Origin of the sequence: Pseudidiomarina aestuarii, assembly GCF_003987355.1 — a bacterium.
GTDB classification, from domain to species: Bacteria; Pseudomonadota; Gammaproteobacteria; order Enterobacterales; family Alteromonadaceae; genus Pseudidiomarina; species Pseudidiomarina aestuarii.
Window position 1 is genome coordinate 1,202,676 of sequence record NZ_PIPR01000001.1, and the last position, 20,616, is coordinate 1,223,291.

A 20,616-nucleotide genomic window follows, 5' to 3' on the forward strand; every position below is an offset into this window, starting at 1 on the left:
TGCAGGCGGTACACTCTTACGCAGAAGAAGAACAATAAGAGAGCTACATGCTGACGCATCTACAGCAGTTGGAAGCTGAATCCATTCATATATTTCGAGAAGTGGCGGCTGAGTTTCAGAAGCCGGTGCTGATGTACTCCATTGGCAAGGATTCCAGCGTGCTGCTACACCTCGCCAAAAAGGCGTTTGCACCCGGCAAACTGCCGTTTCCGCTGTTGCATATCGACACCCTGTGGAAGTTTCAGGAAATGTATGCGTTTCGCGACGCCATTGCCCAGCAGCATCAGCTATTGATTCATACCCATCCCGATAAGCTGAGTCCGTTTGAGCACAGCAGTGCTGTGTATACCGACGTAATGAAAACCCAAGCACTCAAACAAGCACTCAAGGAGCATCAGTTCGATGCGGCCTTTGGCGGTGCGCGGCGGGACGAGGAAAAGTCACGCGCCAAAGAGCGGGTGTTTTCGTTTCGCGATCAGCAACAGCGCTGGGATCCCAAGAATCAGCGGCCTGAACTATGGAATTTGTATAACAGTAAGGTGCATAAAGGCGAGAGTATTCGAGTATTTCCGCTCAGCAATTGGACTGAGCTCGATATCTGGCAATACATCGAACAAGAACAGATCGCCATACCGCCATTGTACTTTGCCAAAGAGCGTCAGGTGATCTGGCGCAACAATATGTGGATTGCGGTTGATGATGAGCGGCTGCCACTCGCGCCCGACGAACAGCCTCAACTGAAACAAGTACGTTTTCGCACGCTGGGCTGCTATCCGCTGAGTGGCGCCGTGGAAAGTAATGCCACCACGCTGCAAGACATCATCCGCGAAACTCAGCAAGCCACACACAGCGAACGCCAAGGCCGGGCCATTGACCACGACGCCGCCAGCTCCATGGAACGCAAAAAAATGGACGGGTATTTCTGATGGCGTTACAAGCGACAACGAAAGCACAAGACGGGAAAGGCCTGCTGCGTCTCATCACCTGTGGCAGCGTGGATGATGGCAAGAGTACCCTCATTGGCCGACTGCTGTATGACAGCCATAAAACCTTTGCCGACCAACTCGAGGCCGTTAAGACCAACGAATCTTATGACTTTGCCCATTTAGTCGATGGCTTGCATGCCGAGCGCGAGCAAGGCATTACCATTGACGTGGCCTATCGTTATTTTAGTACCGACAAGCGTAAGTTCATCATCGCTGACACACCCGGACATGAGCAGTACACCTGCAATATGGCGACCGGAGCCAGCACCAGTGATCTGGCCATTATCCTGATTGATGCGGAAAAAGGCGTGCTCACGCAGACTCGTCGGCATAGCTATATTGTCAGCTTGCTCGGGATCAAGCATGTGATTGTGGCGGTCAACAAGATGGACTTGGTGGGTTATGACCAAGCGCGCTACAAGGCTATCCAAGCTGACTATCTCAAACTTGCAGGCCAGTTGGATATCCCCGATATTCACTTTGTACCCGTCGTGGCGCTGACCGGCGACAACGTGGTGCAAAAGAGCACCAATATGCCGTGGTTCCGTGGCCGTACCTTGATGAATTATCTAGAGACGCTGACCATCGACCGCGCACTGAATACGCAAGATTTCCGCTTCCCGGTGCAATACGTGACCCGCCCGAACGGTGAGCTCGCCAAACGTGGCTATGCGGGCTCGGTAGTGTCAGGCTCTATCAAGCGTGGCGATACCATCCGCATACTGCCAGCGGGCACCATTAGCACGGTAGAGAGCATTACCACCTATGACGGTGAACTGGAACGCGCTATCGCACCTCAAGCGGTCACACTGGTATTGAACGATGAAATTGATGTGAGTCGGGGGGATTTGATTGTCGATAAAGACGCCCTGCCGCATATGAGTAATCGGCTTCGAGCGCGCATGGTGTGGATGCACGAGCAAACCCTGTTACCCGGACGTGAATACTGGGTCAAACTAGGCACCAAAACCGTTAGCGCACGCTGCGAAAAAGTGCTGCACACCCTCGATGTGAATACGCTGCAAGAGCAAGGCGCAGAAACCCTCGCACTGAACGACGTCGGCATGACCGATTGGGTGCTGAGTGAAACCGTGGTGTTCGACAAATACAAAGTGAACCGCAAAACCGGCGCCTTTATTGTGATTGATAAGCGCAGTAATGCGACCGTTGCCGCAGGCATGGTAGCGCAGCCGTTAGCAGAGGCTTCATCGGGAGCTTTGAGTGCAAGTGATGTGGATTGGCACGACCATCAGGTCACGCCAGCACGGCGCGCGTTGTTGAAACAGCAAAGGCCGGCAGTGGTGTGGTTTACAGGATTATCGGGGGCGGGAAAATCGACGCTCGCGAGCGCAGTGGAAGAGTTGTTACTGCAGAATGGCAATCATACGCTGGTATTGGATGGCGATGTAATGCGCACCGGACTCTGCGCCGACTTAGGCTTTAGTCCGGAAGATCGAGCTGAAAATATACGCCGTGCAGGTTCAGTCGCTAAAGTACTAGTGGATGCGGGATTGATAGTGCTCTCAGCCTTTATCTCACCGTTTCAGGCAGACCGTGCCGCCGTACGCGACATGCTGGGCGCAGGAGAGTTTATTGAAGTGTTCGTGGATACGCCCATAGACGTATGCGCCAATCGTGACCCCAAAGGTCTCTATGCGCGCGCCCAGAAGGGAGAAATTCCTGATTTCACTGGCATTAGCTCGCCCTACGAAGCGCCACATGAGCCAGACCTACATATCGAAACCGCAGAACTCGAAGTCCTCGAAGCCGCGCAACAGGTCGTTGCCCTGCTCCGCACCCGCGGCTTTATCCGCTAAGCAACTAGTTACGGCTTCTCGGTTTGGTCCATGGTTTCGGGGTTGGGAATGAGGCCGATAAAGCGGGCTAGGCTGAGGAGTGTCATGAAGAGGCCGATGACGGCTTGGGCGATGACGATGGTGTAAGCGAGGACGCTCAGCGGGGTGACGTTGTAGAAGCCGAAGCTGGTCATGACCACAAAGCTGGTATACACCGCGCCAAGCACGCTCTCGTTGGAGCCGGGTACGGTAAAGTCGAAGATTTGGCTGAAGAAGGCATATTGCGCCGCAAACCAAAAGATAATTTCGAAGTAGTTTTGAATGAGGAGCAGAATCATCCGTCGGTAACCATGCAGCGCATAGGACTTGCCAGCTCGTTTGGCGCGATATTCGTCGAAGAGCAAGACGTTCATCTGATACACGACCACTTCGAACACTCGCAAAAACGCATAACCCGCAATAATACCGCCCACCCACACCGATGGGACGTAAAGTACCAAGGGCACCGATGCAATCGACAAAAACACATGACTCAGCGCCCAAGCATCGACAAAGCGACCGCTGCCATGCGTGCTCTTAAATACCTTCCGCACCAAGGTAAACAAAGAAATTTTGCCTAACCAACGAAACACCGTCTCCCAAAAGTCGACTATGAAAGGTGGTGTTGGTGTTGGTTTAGATTCTGGTTTTGGCGATGTATCTTTCATCTATTTTTCTTGGTTACTGTAAGTCTCTGTCCAAACTATAATGCAATGCTAGCGTACGCGGTCGCCTTGGCCGCGGCCGAGGACAGTCATGAAAATGTAGCGGAAGTAGTTGCTGAGGGACATAGTGGCGAGCATGCGGGCGTCGGTCTCGGCGAGTAGAACTGGGGTAGACATATCAATGTCGTTTACCTGGGCTAATCCAGTGATGCCTGGCCGCGCATCTAGCACTCCACGCGAACGGCGCTCGTCTATCAGTTCTTCTTGGTTAAATAAGCACGGGCGGGGCCCTACCAAACTCATCTCACCTTTTAGCACGTTCCAAAGTTGGGGGAGTTCATCAAGTTTTGTGCGGCGCAGGAAACGTCCGAAAGGTGTAATTGAAGATGTGTTAGCGAGGTGACTTGCTACTGACGCCGTATCGAGACTCATCGTCCGAAACTTTACCAATGTAAAAAGCTTTCCATTGCGTCCTACTCGCTCTTGTCGAAAAAGCGGTGAACCGGTGTCAAGAATTCCAATAAAGAAAATTATCATTAAAAGTGGACTGCTAACAAGCAAACCAATAAATGCAAAACACAAGTCATATATACGCAGCAAGTAACAACTCCAAATTTAGCTATATCAGTCGTAAATTAATGCTTCTACTTTGTCTGTAAGAATCGAATAATCAAAATTTTTATTCGCATACTCACGCCCCCGAAGCCCCATTTTAGTTCTTTCATCAATAGGCATATTCTTGATTTGTAAAATAGCCTCCGATAGTTCTTCACAATCTGATGAGGAGACCTCGATTCCGCAATCGGCATCTTTAATCGGATTAAAATTAGGCGAATCAATGTAGTAAATTATTGGCTTACCTGCAGCAAAATAATCAAAAAGCTTATTTGGAGATACTCCATACTTATATAACGAAGACTTCATTGCTCCGACCATCAATACATCAAAATCTCTCAATGTTTCATGAATTTTATTTTTAGGTACAAAGTCTAAAAACTCAACATTAGTAAGGTTATGTAGCTTACAAAAGCTCTGCATAGCAGGTAGTTCACGCCCTTCTCCTACCAACTTAAACATAATATCTTTGTGGTTTTTCAGTAACAGAGCAGCTTCGAGCATTAAATCTATAGCATTTGCTAAGCCGAAAGTACCTGTGTATCCAACCACAAAGTTCTTGTGACCACTTTCTCTCTCAGAACTGCTTATATCTTTATACAACTCTGATCTATCAAATCCATTTGGAATCCATCTGAACTTTGATTTATCAATTTGCAGTTCACCTAAATGCAAATCGAAGTTCTTTAGGTTTGATGTAATATAATCCGATTTCAAATATGCTCTCCTCTCAATTAACGACATAACTCTTATGAGAGGATTTTTAGGACTTTTTCCACCTAGTTCGATAAGTGTCATTGGCCATATATCACGAACATCAAAAATAAGTCTCGATTTAAATTTTTTACTCAGATAATACGCTCCCTCAAACGAAATCAACGATGGGGAAGAGCAAAAGATAAAATTTGGAGGTGTGTCTCTGTATCGCTTGTGTAAAAGTCTAAGTCGAACCGAAAAGACAAACCAATTAATAATTCTAAACAGACTATGTGCTGATTGATATTGTATTCCTTTCAAGAATACAACGTTAACATCGTCAATTAACCTTTCCTCTATAGAAGAATTTTGAGGTATTGCATCTCTCAATAGATGATGTGGATTACATATGATCAGCTTAACTTGATAGCCTCGTTTTGAAAGTTCTTTAGCAAAATAATATGTTCTGCCACCAAAACCACAACTCGGAGTTGAAGCATAATGATTTATAAACCAAACTTCCGGTTTATTCATTTCAAATCCCTAAGCTTTTTAGCAGGGTTACCAGCGTATACAGAAAAATCATCAACATCTTTGGTAACGACTGCTCCAAGTCCGACTAAAGCGCCTGCGCCAATTGAGATTTTCTGATGCGTGCAGCTATTTGGGGCAACCCACGCATTCTCTCCGACTGTAACGCCCCCGCTCAACTCGGCACAAGCTATAATAAAGGCTCCCTTCTTAACCACACAGTTATGAGCAATATGTACTAAATTATCTACCTTTACATTATCTTCGATAATCGTATCGCCAAGTGTTCCTCGAGCAATTGCAGTACAAGAACCAATCTCGACATTATTGCCGATTAGAACACCTCCTAAATGAGGAAACTTCAACGGAATATTTGTAGAATCTCGCTCGAAGCCAAATCCATCTCCACCTATAGACGAACACGAGCGAATAAGGCAATTAGCGCCGATACGTGTCCCAGAATGTAATACTACATTGTGTTCGATAACTGTATGTTCACCAACTACGCAACCTGCTTCGAAAACGACATTTTTACCAATATGTGCAGTAGGATGAATTATTGGCATATCACTCCACGTAGAAAATCCAATATTTTCGTTGAGATATATCAGTGCCCTGATGAAATCAAGCCGTGGATTTTTACTTAAAATGTATCCACAGGAATTTACCTCAAGGTTCTCTTCAGCGCAGCTCACGATGCATGCGATACCAACTTTGTTGGCTAAAGAATCCTTTGCAAAGGCTAATTCATTTAATGACACCGAGTCTGCTGGGCTAACCCCATTAATTGAAATATCTAAACCATGAAACTCTAGCTCTAAGTTTGAAGCTAGCTTTGATAACTCGATAATACCATTCAACTTATAACCCATCTGACCACCTCAAAGCTTTCCGCATACTCGGTACCGATCTGTACACCTCGAACCTTTGCAAGAGCAAAGATAAAATCTTCGTCCATATATTCTCGTTCTCTTTGAGACCTGTAACAACTTAACGCTTGAATCTTAGATACAATATGGCGACGCTCCAGTTTGATAAAACAAGTAGTGTCAAACGACAAATTATTCCAGATTAGTTCATACCCGAGAATTGATGTATTCTTAAATGCTCTGAGTCCCTCTTGAGCAATAGTGGAATGATCTTGATGAATATCTTTCAAAGACGGAATTAACACTAAATCAAAATTGCTATTCTTTCTAATAGAAATTAACTCTTCCAATATTTCTTGTCGAACATAACTAAGCTTCCTTACTTCGTAATCGAAAATGATCAGGTTCTCTAATGGTATTCCAAGATTGGTAGTTGCTGCCTTTACTTCTGTTTTCAGAATATCCCGTGGCAAATGTTTAGGTACCGAAGCTTCCGCAGTTGAAAAAGCAACATAAGTGACATTCGCGCCCATCTCAATTAACTTCGATATGAACCCGCCAGCACCAAGTTCGCCGTCATCTGTATGCGGCGCCAACACTAGAACATTTCTAAATAACATCGTCTCTCACTTATATGTCTACTTAACCTCAATAGAATCAGAGAACTTTTACTATTACACCAGTAAAACTAATAATACCTTTTCCTATCTAATAATGTATATGATTCCAACAACTTACCTTCTTCAATACCCCAATTATACTTTTCTTTAATCGCCTGCTTTCCATTCTCCCCCATCTTTCTTGAGGTACCTGGAGATTCAATTAATGAATCAATTGCATTTGCTATCTGAACTGGGTCCAATGGATCCACACAAATCCCACATTTTTCTTCATTTATGATTTGCGCCCAATAAGGAAAATTGGAAGCAACTACAGGTATTCCAGCTGCCATGTATTCAAACATCTTAACCGGAAGTGATTCTACATAATTGGCTCTCGGATGAAGAGTAACTAAACCGACAACTGATTGGCGAAGGATTGATTCTATTCCTTTTCTATCTAGCCAACCAACAAAGTCAACACTGGACCAACTATCGATAGTTTTAACAAATTTCTCAAATACTGGATCCGAAAATCTACCCGCTAGTTTCAATCGAATAGGAGACGAGGTAAAGCTGAGTGCGAGAACCATCTCCTGAATGCCTCGTACCTTTTCAAGCCCGCCTATATAAACGATTTGATTCCCAATTTTATCTCGGCACGTTAAATCGTTAACCAAAAACTCGTCAATAATCGGAAAATTATTAATAACTACCGAATTTGCACCGAGCTTCTGAAATTTATGACCAATTGAAGGGGTCGCTGCAACAATAAGATCTAACCTAGGTGAAAATCGGCTTTCATATTTCGAAAATAAATAGGATAGAATTCTTCGTACATACCTATGCAAATAATATTTACTAAGTATTTGTTTCGGCACGTCTTCATGTGAATCGAATATGACTATCTTGCCGAGTTTTTTGAGCCTCAAAGCGACAGGAATCAATTCTGGATCATGGATATGGTAAATATCTGAATCCATCTCAACGGCTTTCTTAAAAATCAATCTTGAAGTTAATACGACCCTCTTAATTCTGCTAGTCTCTCGGCCTACATCATAAATAATAATTCCATCACAAACTTCATTTCCAGCACCATCAGCAACAACCAATGAGACTAGAAAATCACTTCTTGATAATGATTTGCATTGTTTATGAAATATTCGAGTATCATATCGTGGATGCGCTGAAGTCAAATGGGTAACACTTGGCATCTAAAACCTCGATTCATATATAGTAGAATAATAACCGACAAGAAGATATGATTAAAATAATACACATCAAAATTTATCTTAATCAGCCATAAAATATTCTCAATTAATTGTCAGAATATACTTTATGGTATGCTACTGCATCACGTTCCCAATAGGCATTGGAGGCGTATTGTTCAACATTTTTCTTAATTTTTTCAATTTCATCATTATCTATCGTACGAATTAAATCCAAAAGATTATCCGCCTCAACTACCCATCCTAAATTATTTTCCCTAACAATCGTCGACAAATACTCTAGATTATCGCTAACAACAACAGGCAAACCAGCATGCAGATATTCAAAAAACTTGTTTGGCAAGCACCATCTATAACTTAAGGAAAGTTCGCCTTTTATGACAAACAATCCAACATCGGCACTTCTAGTAACGTCTACAATATCATCTACAGGAACCGCTGGTTGATAATGAATGTTTTCTAAGTTCAAATTAATGATTTCTTCACAATAACTACCATAACCCATAAATACTAGATCACATGTACTCCTTCTAAATTGCTCAACAAGGAATCCCGCACCACGACTTTCCTCTATCAAACCTTGATATATATACAGAATATTTTGATGGTTCTTCATAAATTTCTGTTTAAGATTAACTTTTAATTCAAAGTAATCATTTAAAGGAGCCGCTTCAGGAACGTTCCTTATAACGTAAACATTCTCTAAACTATATCGATTTTGATACCAACTTTTAATCGGGTCGCATACAACGACTACACCAGAAGCAGTTCTGATAAAAATAACTTCAATTAATTTAGACAAGAGCTTTGAAAACCCTTTTAATCCGGTTCGCTGTGTCTCCAGTTCATGTGGAAGATAAACCAATTTTGCTTTAAAAACTGCTGATAATAGGTAAGCTAAAGGAAGAAGCGACAAGTTATGAACACTTATATGAGATATTGATTCTCTATTAATACCGCGTAATTTAAAGAAACAAAATTTTGCATATTGTAGCAGTCCGACTATAGCTAATATTTTCCGTAACCAGCTTCTATTTTTAAGCTTCCCCCTTGCTAGTAAAATTCGCACACTTGTTTGTACTCGAGATATCTTTAAACCAAACTTGTTTGTTTCATTGACTTGAAGCTCGGAGTTCCAAAGTCCTATCACCTCAACGCTATCAAATATGCCGTTACTCAATGTAAACTTAGTTTCTTTAATCAATCTAGATTCATTCGTCAAATCTGATAAAAAAATATGAACATTTACCGAATATTTTTTCATAAATCACTTGAATCTTTTATATATAGACGAGAATATACCTAAATACTTTCGCATATAACTATATAACTTTACATTATTTGGATATTGACTAAAGGAAACTGGCTCTGAGGACATGATTCTTTCATATGTATCTGAATCAATATCTAGTTTTTTCATAAAAAACTGACGATCTTCTCTAAGTTCAACCTCTGAATACAACGGCTCTAAGAGTTCCTTAACTGCTTCTTCCCTCGAAATTTGACCCGACACAATTAAACTAGATAGATGTGCCTTACGCTTGTCATATCCAAATTTATAAGGCAAGTAATGAGCCTGGAAAAACTTAGTAAACACAGATTCATAGTGCTTACCACCATAATCTCTCCACCCCATCTCTGATACCAAAATATTCTTGGCTTCTTGTTTATTATATTCAATCAATTCCAACGGACGGTGTGTTCTCATCTTCGCAATAAACGGATAATATATAAACTTAGAAAACGTAGAATGAATCGGATATCTTTTAAGCCTCTTAAGCTTTCCAAACCGTTTGTGGATACCTATTAAACTTGTAGGATCACTTGCATCATATCCCCAAGCGGAGGGAAGAATAGACTCTGTTTGCATATTCCCACCGTTCAGAATATCACTAATTCCATATTTTTTTGCTTCATTATACAATGATGCTATAAAAGCATGATCCTGTGGAACATCAAGATTGGCTACTCCTGATAAAAAGTAGGCCCTTTGTAAATCTTTAATCTCTGGCCAATCTATAACTAATGTATGCAAATCCAGATCTAATTTTTGTACTATATTTTGAATATTATTGACTGCGAGTTCTGAATTCCAGCCAGTATCAACGTGAACCACTAAAGGTCTAAGGCCGAGCTTTTTTACTGCATACCAAGCCAAATAGGAACTATCAACACCACCACTCAGCCCCATAATACAATCGTAATCTCTTCCTCTTCCCTTTGCTTTAAGGCGTTCAACTAGAGCATCTAACTTACGTCTTCGTTCACTGTAATCTCCTATTGACATAGTATATTCTTTGTATTTAATACAGTGATTGCAAACTCCATTCTGGTCAAATTTAATGTCTGGGTCTGAAGTATCCATTACACATTCGACACATTCCTGATGTGGTCGTTTATGTAATAAATTCGAGTACGGATTATCGTAATACATCATGATCTTTGCCTTGAAAACCTAAAGGAAACGGTGATACAAAAAATATACCATAGACTGGACAAGCAGCTATATAGAAACAGAGTAAAATATAATTTATCTACTAGTTCAGAATAGGCCGTTATAACAAATGAAATAATAGAGATTGCAAATAATCCGGTTTGCCAAAGAAGATCATGTGCCTCTTTTCGCTTTACTATCCAAACATAACTTAAGGGGGATGAAATAAAACGTGTAACTATCAGGAAGCTCATAGCCTGAATTAGTAAACCAGATTCTTGCCATTTATTACCGAAAATGATCGGAAATATATATGGCATAACGATAACCAGAGGTATCACCAATAATACCGATAAGCATATCATCAATAGGAGAAATGAGTCGAATGTTGATGAACAATTGCCAGTATCTTGCGTTTCCCTGCTGGACTTTTGCCTAAATATATCTTGAACGGAGCTAGATATAAAACTAAGTGGCATATTTATCATTCTATTAGCTAAAGAATATTGACCAACGGCTTCAGCACCAAAAAGCTTGTTGATCATTAACTCAGGAACTTGTGTTGTAAGCGTATTTATCAAGTTAGAGGGCATTGTATAATAGACCAATTTCCTATTTTTTATAAGAACAAATATCGTTTGAGACCATTTAGGAAAAACAGAAGCTTCAAATAAGATGTTAAAAGAAACTCTTAACATTAGGAATATAGCTATAGAATAGCCAATTATGTTGGCTGCTATAAATCCGGCCGCTCCAAATCCAATAATGCCTATTAAAATTTGAAGGCTCATTGTTGATATACCAAGAATTATTTTATTACTACCCAACAAAGAGTAATATTCACAACGAATGGCTAACGTGTATAATATAAGATAGCTAGATGCTAGGAATGTTGTGATTGGTAGTATTCCTACGTATGGGATAATACCATCGCCTAAAAGAATGCTTAAATAGGAATCTTCTATTAATATAACTGATAAAAAAAATACAGAGTTAATTATTAACGAAAACATTAAACTTATTAATGTAGCAATCTTTATTGATGAATGTCTTTTTTCCGTTAGAATAGCATTATGAAAAGCTAATGTTGATATTGAAGAAATTATAATCGCTATCGCATAATAAACTGCATAGATACCAAAGTCATAGGGCGAATATAATCGGGCTATGATTGGCGCAGTAATCAACGGTAATAATTGAATTAAGGCCGATGAAGCAACAAAGTTTCTATGTTTTTTCTCGATAGCAGACTTTAAGGGTGATATCAATCTTAGAAACTGCCTTTTTATCATACTAACTATTGACCCCAAATACGTTCAGATTCTTCTTCAGTAGGGTATTTGATTAATACGGCTCGATGTTTACCTTGAAAAACAAAGATTGAGCCTGCTGCTGCAGCGGATGCTCCTGATAGCTTTACTACATCATGTATGTCTTTCATAGAACCCGCACCACCTGATGCTATTACAGGAACTGATACTGACTTCGATACCTGAGCTATCAATTCACTATCATAGCCGGATTGCATTCCATCCTTATCAATAGAGTTTATTAGAATTTCACCTACTCCTCTTCGTTCAAGTTCAATAGCCCAATCAACAGGCGAATAAGGAATTTTCCTTGTACCACCATCTATGTAAACTCGCTTTCCACCAAAGATACTTGTTCTTACATCTATCGAACCGACAATCGTTGATGAACCGAATTTATCTGATAGGTTAGTTATAAGCTCCGGCTGTCTATACGCCGCCGAATTAATAATTACCTTTTCAATGCCAATCGATAATATATCTTTAACAATAGCGATATTATCTATACCTCCACCATAACTCAAAGGCATAAAACACTCGCTAGCTAAATTTGATAATAGATCTAAATTTGGTTGTTTTTTAGTACGTGACAGACCGATATCTAGTAAAACAATCTCGTCAACTTCTTTAGTATTGAATATTTTAAGGGTATTAACAGGATCACCAATATATATAGGGTCTTTGAACTTTCTTGTTTTATACAAGCCGCCATTATTCAAGAGCAGGGTTGGAATAATTCTATGTCTCATCATTACAACTCCGCAAATCTTTTAAACAAAGACAGTCCAAATTTATGACTTTTTTCCGGATGAAATTGTACGCAATAGAGATTATCTTTAGCCAAAGCACAAATAAATTCTCGACCATATGTCGATCTCATTGCGATAATAGAACTATCTAAAGTAGACATATGGTAACTATGTACGAAATAAAATCTGGAATTGCTACCTAATCCCTCGAAAATATCAACGTCCTTACATATGTTTACGTCTCGCCAACCTATATTTGGTAGGTGCCACTTTCCTTCGATTGACGATAAATCAAACTTGACAGTTTCTGCTTCAAACCAACCTAAACCAGATAGACATCCTTCTTCACTTGAATTCGTCATTAACTGGGCACCCAAACATATACCGAGTATTGGAATCCTTTCTGCTCGGGCTTTATGATTGAGGATATCTACAAGATCGTATTCAATTAAATGGGACATACCAGTATCGAAAGAGCCGACACCTGGTAATATAATCTTCTTTGACTTTTCGATTACCTTTTTACTTGAAGATATCTCTGCCTCGAACCCTAACTTTGTAATCATGTTTTTTATAGAGCCCAGATTACCCAATCCGTAGTCAATTATTGTAATCAATTTTTATGCCTTAACTAAACTTGTTCTTCTTTATTGATGAGAAACCTAACATGAACCATAATGGTATCCATGTGAAAAAGGTGTATGACGTTGATAAAAATAGGATTAATAAAAGCATCCTAAAACCGATCACTGTTTCTCGGCTATCGCCATTTGACTCTATAGCGCTGTATTCAGATTTTACAACTGAAAATAACATAACAAAAAACAACCCAAACCCTATCAAACCCGTATGTGTTAACAGTGAAAGTGGAAGACTGTGCATGAACTTCCCTTCACCACTTCCAGCTATTATCTCAGCTGAATAATTACCGAGAATTGGTGCCACATTAAATTGTGACGAAAAACTCTGCAGTAATTCATATCTGGTTTGAACAGAACTTAATACCCAATCGCCCTCAGCTAATGATGAAAATCTCGTATCGCTTAATAGACCATCTAGAAATAAATTCACGGTCAAAAAAAGTACAAGCAGAATAAAAATAAAAAAAGACAACAATCTACTTATACTTATTTTATTCAAAATCAATGTAGCTAATGTTAAAGGTAGAGCTACTAGCCAAAATGCGATTATACTTGTAGATTGCATCAAAGAGATCGCATAAACAAAACACGTACAAATCAACAAGAAAAAGTATATTGAAAGATTTAGAAATCTATCTTTGGATTCGAGGTTTATAAGTGATGAAAACGTGAATATCAGTAATAATATTAGTATGGTAGCGCTATTAGATACGGCTTGGTAAGAAATTGTGAAAACTCTTTCATCTAAATAAGTATATGTTAACCAAGCAACTGGCAACGTTAATATCAGAATAAGAGTTGGAATTGTTCTAGTTATACTTCCCGGGCGAGATGCAAATTTTGACTTGATCGCCGCAATAGAAATAGCAGTGAATATCCCATATAGAAACCATGTCAACAATCCAAACCTAGAAAATAAAATTGACTTAAATGAATATTCTGATTTGGTCTCTACATTTAATGCTAATAAAATAATAAATATTAAAAAAAGTACAACTGGAAACAATCGTACTATGTTCTTTTTTATCCCCCAAAAAAACAACATAAGACCAATCATCATACTTAACAAGTATCCCAACAAGTCTAACCGTGTCCCCACAATTGAATATATATCAATATATATACTCCGACTAATCTGGAGAACTAATATGCTAAGAAATATTATCCCTAGAAGAGAATATGTAGATATTTTATAGCTCTTAAATTTAGTTAAATCGTACATCTAATTTGGAATTATACCTTGTATTTCTGAAATTACTTTAAGTTGATCTTTTGTCTTGAGATACGGACTAATTGGTAAACTTAAAATATCATTAGCAACTTTATCTCCCACGTCGAGACTTATCCCACTCTGTGCTACCGCTGGTTGCTTATTTAGTGGCGTTGGATAGTGGACCACTGTAGGGACTCCCTTCTCTAATAAGCATTTACGGATAGAATCTCTATTCTTTATCCTAATGGAAAATTGCGCCCATGAACTGTTATTGTATGAAGTTATAAAAGGTAATTGAATGGAATGGGAATAATCATTTAATAGATCGATGTATACGTTCGCTAAGATATCTCGTTTTAGAAGTTCATCGTCGAATACTTCTAACTTTTGAATTAAAACTGCGGCCTGTATAGTGTCGAGGCGACTGTTAACACCAACACGAATATGGTGATAGCGATGAGATTGACCATGACGTGCAATTTGCCGCATTATAGTTTCTAATTCACTATCATTTGTGAATATTGCTCCACCATCTCCGTAGCAACCTAACGGCTTACTTGGGAAGAAACTGGTGCAAGCAATTGTGCTCAAGTTGCATGACTTACGCCCTTTATAGGTTGCGCCGAAACTTTGAGCGGCATCTTCAATAACAGGAATATTATATTTAGCTGCAATTGCATTTATAGCGTCAAAATCAGCACATTGCCCATAAAGACTAACTGGAATAATTGCTTTGGTTCTCGGCGTTATCGCTGCTTCAAGCAAATTTGGATCGAGATTATATGTCTTTGGATCAATATCAACGTAAACGGGCTTAGCACCCAACAGTGCGACCGTCTCTGCAGTGGCGATGTAGGTGAATCCTGGTGTAATGACTTCATCCCCGGGTCCTATACCCAATGCCATTTGCGCAATTTGAAGTGCATCAGTGCCGTTTGCTACAGTAATGCAATGTTTGGCTCCAGTATAAGCCGCGAGCTTTTCTTCTAACTCGTCGACTTCGGGTCCCAATATATATTGTCCATGAGCTAGGACCCTGGCTATGGCCGCGTCAATCTTGTCTTTAATTCGAGCTTGTTGTGCTGCCAAATCTATAAACTGCATCATAAAGGTTATGATCCTGCGACTAGTTTTGTAAGTTGATTACCGTTCAAAATATATCGAACACCGGTGTGTTCACAGACTGCTTCGCCTTCGCCACTAACAGGTAGGTCTAACTGCTCACCAAATTCACTCATCCAACCACGTTGTTTAGCGGGAACGCCAAGCATTAATGCGTAAGCCGGCACGTCGCGGTTGACGACCGCGCCCGCACCAACAAATGAATATTCACCAATAGTCACTCCGCAAACAATGGTGCAGTTTGCACCTAAAGTTGCGCCCTTCTTAACATGAGTATCTAAATATTGATCTTTTCGTTCGATTAAAGAGCGTGGATTATAGACATTCGTGAACACCATACTTGGGCCACAGAATACGCCTTCTTCAAGGTATACATTGTCGTAGACTGACACGTTGTTTTGAACTTTGCAGTTGTCACCGATAACAACCTTGTTGCCTACAAATACGTTCTGCCCAAGTGAAACGCCTTTACCGATTTTTGCGCCACTACAGACGTGCACGAAATGCCAAACTCGGCTGCCTTCACCGATTTCAGCTCCTTCATCGACAATCGCCGATTCGTGTTTGTAGTAGCTCATGTTAATCCACCAATAAGTTTTGTAGATGAGGATGGGCTTCATTGGGGGCTGCAACCTGAGGCTTCTGAACACGGATAGACTCAACGGTCTCCACACAGTGACGGGCGTCCTCAATGCCATAGCCTCGCCCGGCTAAAATCTCTTCATAACTGACCGTATGCAGATCAGTGAAGCCGCCTGAGAACTCAAGTTCTTCACCATCGCAGGTGATCGTGCGGAACGTGGATTGTTTACCGGAAACCGATTCAGGTAAATCTCTAGCATCTATCGATAAAAACCATCGAACACGAGCTCGTTCATACTCAAGATACCCACTCGCTTTCATATCGTTAGCAAAGTGCAACACGTTGCGGTGTAGCTTGCCAAAAATAAAGTGCAGCATATCGAAAAAGTGCACACCAATATTTGTTGCAACACCGAATGACTTTCTTGGATCGCCTTTCCAGCTCTCCATATACCACTTGCCTCGCGAAGTAATATAAGTCAGCTCAACTTCATGCTTTCTTTCCGAAGTTGCGCGAGCAACTTTTTCTTTTAAATCTAAAATAGCTTGGTGATGACGAAGCTGAAGTATGTTAAATACTCGCTTACCCGTTTCTCTCTCAACCAAAGCGAGTTCATCCAAGTCTGCTGAGGTTGGTACTAGTGGCTTCTCACAAATTACGTCACAGCCGAGACGGAGCGCAGCAGCAATCTGCGATGCGTGCATATGATTAGGCGTGCAAATCGAAACATAATCAAGCTTCGAATTCTCATCGCGATTCAGCTTCCAAGCATGCTCATAAAACTGCTCAAAATTGGTGAAAAAATCGCTATCGGGGGAGATGCTATCAATAATCCCGACGGAGTCGTTGATGTCATAAGCTACGCTAAGCTTATTACGCGTTTCATTAATTGCCTTCATGTGGCGTGGAGCAATGTAACCAGCAGCTCCAATCAATGCGAAATTCTTCATTATGCTTTCACCACTTTACTATTCACATGACGGTATTTACCGCGAGAATCGATTATCAACTTGGCGTGCTCATAGATAGCATCGTAATCAAATTTATCGTGATCGGTCGCAAGTACAACAGCGTCAAAAGAAGCCAATGCCTCTGGAGTTAAGGACACGCTGGAAAGATTAAAGGAATGTTCTCGCATTTTAGGGAATTTAGGAACGTGCGGATCGCTATAAGCAACCTCAGCTCCCTTTGCCTGAATCAGTTCCATAATCTCAACCGATGGTGACTCGCGCATATCATCAACGTTCTTTTTATAGGCAATACCAAGCACTAGTACCTTACTGCCTCTTAATGACTTATTCGTATCATTAAGGCCATCCATCAGCTTGGAGACAACGTACTCAGGCATCGCACGATTCACTTCACCTGATAATTCTATAAAACGTGTGTGCAAGCCATACTCACGAGCTTTCCAGGTTAAGTAGAAAGGGTCGATTGGAATACAATGACCACCCAGCCCAGGACCAGGATAATAGGCCGTAAAGCCAAAAGGTTTTGTTTTAGCAGCATCAATAACTTCAAAAATATCGATACCCATACGGTCAGCTACAACCTTCATTTCATTGACTAGGCCAATGTTCACAGCTCGATGGATATTTTCTAACAACTTGGTTAGCTCAGCAGCTTTGGTCGAACTTACTGGCACGATTTGATCGATAGCTTGTTCATAGAGTGCGATACCAACTTCTTTACACGCTTTAGTTTGCCCACCTACAACTTTTGGAATCGTACGTGTTTCGAAATTTGGATTACCTGGGTCTTCTCGCTCTGGCGAATAGACAAGATAAATATTCTCACCGACTTTTAGCCCGCCCTCTTCAAGACGAGGTAAAAGAATTTCCTCTGTAGTTCCAGGATAAGTCGTACTTTCAAGTGAAACCACTTGCCCTTCACGAAAGTACTTTTTCAACATGTCTGTCGTATTAACAACAAAGGACATGTCTGGCTCACGGTGCTTACTTAACGGAGTAGGAACACAGAGAATCAGAGCATCGCATTCGCTAGCTCTTGAAAAATCGAACGTTGCCTCAAAGCCTTTTGATACCGCATTTTTCATACGATCATCAGAAATATGCTCGATTTGGCTATACCCATTATTTAGGTCGTTAACTTTTCCTTCATCGATATCAAAACCGATTACCTTATATCCGATATCTGTATAGCGGAGTAACAAGGGTTGACCCACATATCCTAAACCGGCTATTCCGATAATTGCGGTTCTATCTTTAAGCTTCTGAATCAGTTCGTTAAGCATTACTTCTATCCATTGAAATAAAAAATGAAATTAAGACGCGAGTGAGTGCCAAGGCGTATTCGTCAATGGCAATTAGCTTTTATATGAATAACCATAGTGGTAACCGTAACCATAACCGTAATAGGCGCTCGCTTTTCTCTCAACGCTATTGAGAATGACGCCCTTCACTTCTACGCCGTTCTGATTGAAGCGTTTCACGGTTTGAACCATTTCCTTGGTCGGTGTCATGCCGAAGCGAGCCACAAGTAAGGTCGTGCCTGCATAACGGCCTACAATTGAAGCATCCGTCACGGCAAGTACTGGCGGTGTATCGATAAGCACATAATCAAAATCATTTGATGCTGCTTCCAGTAGTTCCGTCATTCGCGGATGCATAAGGAGCTCGGATGGATTTGGCGCAGCAGTACCACGAGGCATAAACTGCATGTTTTCAATAGGCGACGAAACAATAATGTCCTGATAGTTGGCAATACCGATTTTCGTGTTGCCTTGGTCACGCGCGGCCAGCAAGTCTGACAGACCATAATCATTTTTGGAATTCATCATGTTATGCAGATAACCACGACGAATATCACCATCTATCATCAATACCTTCTGACCGCTCTGCGCTAATACAGCAGCTAAGTTTGCGGTGACAAATGACTTACCCACGCCAGGACTTGGGCCTGATATCATAATGACGTTATTGCGTGCTTCGAGCATTGCGAAATGCAGACTGGTGCGCAGTCCACGTAATGCTTCGATAGCTAAATCTGTCGGATCATCTTTGGCTAAGAGTGGAGCTTTAAGTGACTCACCGCGACTTCGGCGCGCTAGTCGTGTTAACTTCTCGTTCATTTGCTCTTGAACTTCTGACAACGGCACCGAGGCGTAGACATTGATGCCCTCATCTTCAAGCTGCTCCGCGCGTTCTATACCTCTATTCAAAGCTGCAAATACAAATATATAGCCAATCGAGGATATTCCACCCAAAAGAACTGCTAAGACAACTACTAAATTTCGTTTTGGAGATACAACTCTAGGACTTGGCGCCGCTTGATCCAAGATTCTCACATTCCCAACGGTTCCCGCCTTGAGTACATTCAATTCTTGCATTCTATTCAATAATGCTAAATAAATTTCTTGATTGACTTCAACATCGCGAGCTAGACGCAACACTTGTTGTTGTGTTTCAGGAAGCAACTGAACTTGATCTGTAAGTTTGTTTAAGTCTGACTCTAAATTCTGCTTTTGCTCCAGTAATGCTTGATAGGTTGGGTGGCTCTTTGTATACAGTCGACTAATCTCCGCCTCTTTCAAAGATAGCTCGTTAATTCGCCTTTCAATCTCAATTACTTGGTCTAACAGACCTTGTGTTTCAATACTTAGATCTACTGATTGGCTCTGCAAACGATACTTATTGAGCTGTTCTTCAGCGTCATTTAAGTTATCTTTAATTGTTGGTATTTGTTTTTGTAAAAATTCTAAACTGTTCTCTGCTTCTGCAGCATTTCGTCTTATATTCTGCAACATATATTCGTTTGAGATCGCATCTAGCACTTGAACTGCAAGGGAACTATCAGAATCCTGCAAAGTAGCATTGAGAATTCCCGTTTGTTTGCCTCTTTCAGATACCTTCAACTTTGATTGCCAGTAATTTACTGCTCCTAAATGACTTGTCTTACTAACTTTAAAATGGTCGGTATTCGGATTTTGAACCGCAGAGACATGCAACATCCACTCACCGCTCTCGGCTGGCGTACCCACTACACCGTCCAATACACGGTCGCCATCATCGTTGTATAGCGCGAAGTTGTTATCCACAAATTCTAAATGCAGCTCCTTGCCCACTTGGTTAGGCGGTACTTGCAACATTTCGACTTGTACAGCATCTTTTTCGCCGCTGCGGCGTGCTAGGTAGTTGCCGATTATTGGTAGGTAATCCGGTTCCACCACGTTGGTGAGTTTCAGTTGGTCGACAACGGCACCGACTACCATCCGCGATTTCATAATCTCGATTTCAGTGGCGGCTTCGCTTTCAGTAGCGAAGAGTTCGGACATTTCACCAATGGCGGGTAAACCGCTGGATTTCTTTTCGACCTGCAACAACGCATCGGCCTGATAAATAGGTGTCGCCAATAACGCATAGGCGACACCGATTACCATAAACACGGCTGTGGTGATGATGATAAACCAACGATGGTCTATCAGTAGCCCTAGCAAGCGCGCTAAATCAATTTCATCGTCATCGCTACGCTGTGACTGTGCGGGTGCCGTGGGTTGGGTTTGGTTCTGTTGCATGTGTG

At 41.2% G+C, this 20,616-nt stretch carries 19 protein-coding genes; 2 read left to right on the plus strand and 17 right to left on the minus strand.

Annotation, left to right across the window (positions count from 1 at the left end; all coding sequences use genetic code 11):
• The first annotated feature begins 47 nt into the window (after positions 1 to 47).
• Together cysD and cysN are read left to right on the plus strand one after the other, a co-directional pair.
• Positions 48 to 926: a sulfate adenylyltransferase subunit CysD gene (cysD, locus tag CWE22_RS05475; protein ID WP_169930342.1), complete on the plus strand. Its 879-nt coding sequence runs from the start codon at positions 48 to 50 to the stop codon at positions 924 to 926.
• The gene (gene cysN, locus CWE22_RS05480; RefSeq protein WP_169930343.1) at positions 926 to 2,803 is read left to right on the plus strand and encodes a sulfate adenylyltransferase subunit CysN; all 1,878 of its coding nucleotides are present in this window, start codon (positions 926 to 928) and stop codon (positions 2,801 to 2,803) included. The genes cysD and cysN overlap by 1 nt, the downstream gene beginning before the upstream one ends.
• 8 nt (positions 2,804 to 2,811) lie before the next feature.
• On the opposite strand, the gene CWE22_RS05485 is transcribed toward cysN, so the two are convergent.
• The 17 genes from CWE22_RS05485 to CWE22_RS05565 form a co-directional block, all read right to left on the minus strand.
• Positions 2,812 to 3,489, minus strand: coding sequence for a hypothetical protein (locus CWE22_RS05485; protein ID WP_169930344.1), 678 nt, complete (start codon positions 3,487 to 3,489; stop codon positions 2,812 to 2,814).
• A 48-nt stretch (positions 3,490 to 3,537) separates the two neighbouring features.
• On the minus strand, positions 3,538 to 4,086 hold the full coding sequence (locus CWE22_RS05490; protein WP_169930345.1) for a sugar transferase: 549 nt from the start codon (positions 4,084 to 4,086) through the stop codon (positions 3,538 to 3,540).
• A gap of 24 nt (positions 4,087 to 4,110) precedes the next feature.
• Positions 4,111 to 5,331 carry a glycosyltransferase family 4 protein gene (locus CWE22_RS05495; protein WP_169930346.1) on the minus strand — a complete coding sequence of 407 codons (1,221 nt, stop codon included), beginning with the start codon at positions 5,329 to 5,331 and terminating at the stop codon, positions 4,111 to 4,113.
• Positions 5,328 to 6,200: a UDP-3-O-(3-hydroxymyristoyl)glucosamine N-acyltransferase gene (locus tag CWE22_RS05500; protein ID WP_169930347.1), complete on the minus strand. Its 873-nt coding sequence runs from the start codon at positions 6,198 to 6,200 to the stop codon at positions 5,328 to 5,330. The genes CWE22_RS05495 and CWE22_RS05500 overlap by 4 nt, the downstream gene beginning before the upstream one ends.
• The gene (locus CWE22_RS05505) at positions 6,185 to 6,817 is read right to left on the minus strand and encodes a PIG-L deacetylase family protein (protein ID WP_169930348.1); all 633 of its coding nucleotides are present in this window, start codon (positions 6,815 to 6,817) and stop codon (positions 6,185 to 6,187) included. The genes CWE22_RS05500 and CWE22_RS05505 overlap by 16 nt, the downstream gene beginning before the upstream one ends.
• Positions 6,818 to 6,885: 68 nt before the next feature.
• Positions 6,886 to 8,010: a glycosyltransferase gene (locus CWE22_RS05510; protein WP_169930349.1), complete on the minus strand. Its 1,125-nt coding sequence runs from the start codon at positions 8,008 to 8,010 to the stop codon at positions 6,886 to 6,888.
• A 103-nt stretch (positions 8,011 to 8,113) separates the two neighbouring features.
• The gene (locus CWE22_RS05515; protein WP_169930350.1) at positions 8,114 to 9,289 is read right to left on the minus strand and encodes a glycosyltransferase; all 1,176 of its coding nucleotides are present in this window, start codon (positions 9,287 to 9,289) and stop codon (positions 8,114 to 8,116) included.
• Between the two features lie 3 nt (positions 9,290 to 9,292).
• Complete coding sequence (locus CWE22_RS05520; protein WP_211618617.1) at positions 9,293 to 10,462, minus strand: N-acetyl sugar amidotransferase; 1,170 nt, start codon at positions 10,460 to 10,462, stop codon at positions 9,293 to 9,295.
• Positions 10,459 to 11,751 (minus strand): oligosaccharide flippase family protein, encoded by a 1,293-nt coding sequence (locus CWE22_RS05525; protein WP_169930351.1) that lies wholly within the window; start codon positions 11,749 to 11,751, stop codon positions 10,459 to 10,461. The genes CWE22_RS05520 and CWE22_RS05525 overlap by 4 nt, the downstream gene beginning before the upstream one ends.
• Positions 11,752 to 11,756: 5 nt before the next feature.
• Entirely contained in the window at positions 11,757 to 12,521 is a 765-nt protein-coding gene (locus CWE22_RS05530) for an AglZ/HisF2 family acetamidino modification protein (protein WP_169930352.1), read from the minus strand.
• Entirely contained in the window at positions 12,521 to 13,135 is a 615-nt protein-coding gene (gene hisH, locus CWE22_RS05535; protein ID WP_169930353.1) for an imidazole glycerol phosphate synthase subunit HisH, read from the minus strand. Before hisH ends, CWE22_RS05530 begins: the two co-directional genes overlap by 1 nt.
• A gap of 10 nt (positions 13,136 to 13,145) precedes the next feature.
• Positions 13,146 to 14,219 (minus strand): hypothetical protein, encoded by a 1,074-nt coding sequence (locus CWE22_RS05540; protein ID WP_169930354.1) that lies wholly within the window; start codon positions 14,217 to 14,219, stop codon positions 13,146 to 13,148.
• A 162-nt stretch (positions 14,220 to 14,381) separates the two neighbouring features.
• Positions 14,382 to 15,479, minus strand: coding sequence for a DegT/DnrJ/EryC1/StrS family aminotransferase (locus CWE22_RS05545; RefSeq protein ID WP_169930355.1), 1,098 nt, complete (start codon positions 15,477 to 15,479; stop codon positions 14,382 to 14,384).
• A gap of 5 nt (positions 15,480 to 15,484) precedes the next feature.
• Positions 15,485 to 16,072: a UDP-2-acetamido-3-amino-2,3-dideoxy-D-glucuronate N-acetyltransferase gene (gene wbpD / locus CWE22_RS05550; RefSeq protein WP_169930356.1), complete on the minus strand. Its 588-nt coding sequence runs from the start codon at positions 16,070 to 16,072 to the stop codon at positions 15,485 to 15,487.
• 1 nt (position 16,073) lies between these two features.
• Positions 16,074 to 17,027 carry a Gfo/Idh/MocA family oxidoreductase gene (locus CWE22_RS05555; protein ID WP_169930357.1) on the minus strand — a complete coding sequence of 318 codons (954 nt, stop codon included), beginning with the start codon at positions 17,025 to 17,027 and terminating at the stop codon, positions 16,074 to 16,076.
• Positions 17,027 to 18,331 carry a nucleotide sugar dehydrogenase gene (locus tag CWE22_RS05560; protein WP_169930358.1) on the minus strand — a complete coding sequence of 435 codons (1,305 nt, stop codon included), beginning with the start codon at positions 18,329 to 18,331 and terminating at the stop codon, positions 17,027 to 17,029. Before CWE22_RS05560 ends, CWE22_RS05555 begins: the two co-directional genes overlap by 1 nt.
• 72 nt (positions 18,332 to 18,403) lie before the next feature.
• Entirely contained in the window at positions 18,404 to 20,611 is a 2,208-nt protein-coding gene (locus tag CWE22_RS05565; protein WP_169930359.1) for a polysaccharide biosynthesis tyrosine autokinase, read from the minus strand.
• Between the last annotated feature and the right edge of the window lie 5 nt (positions 20,612 to 20,616).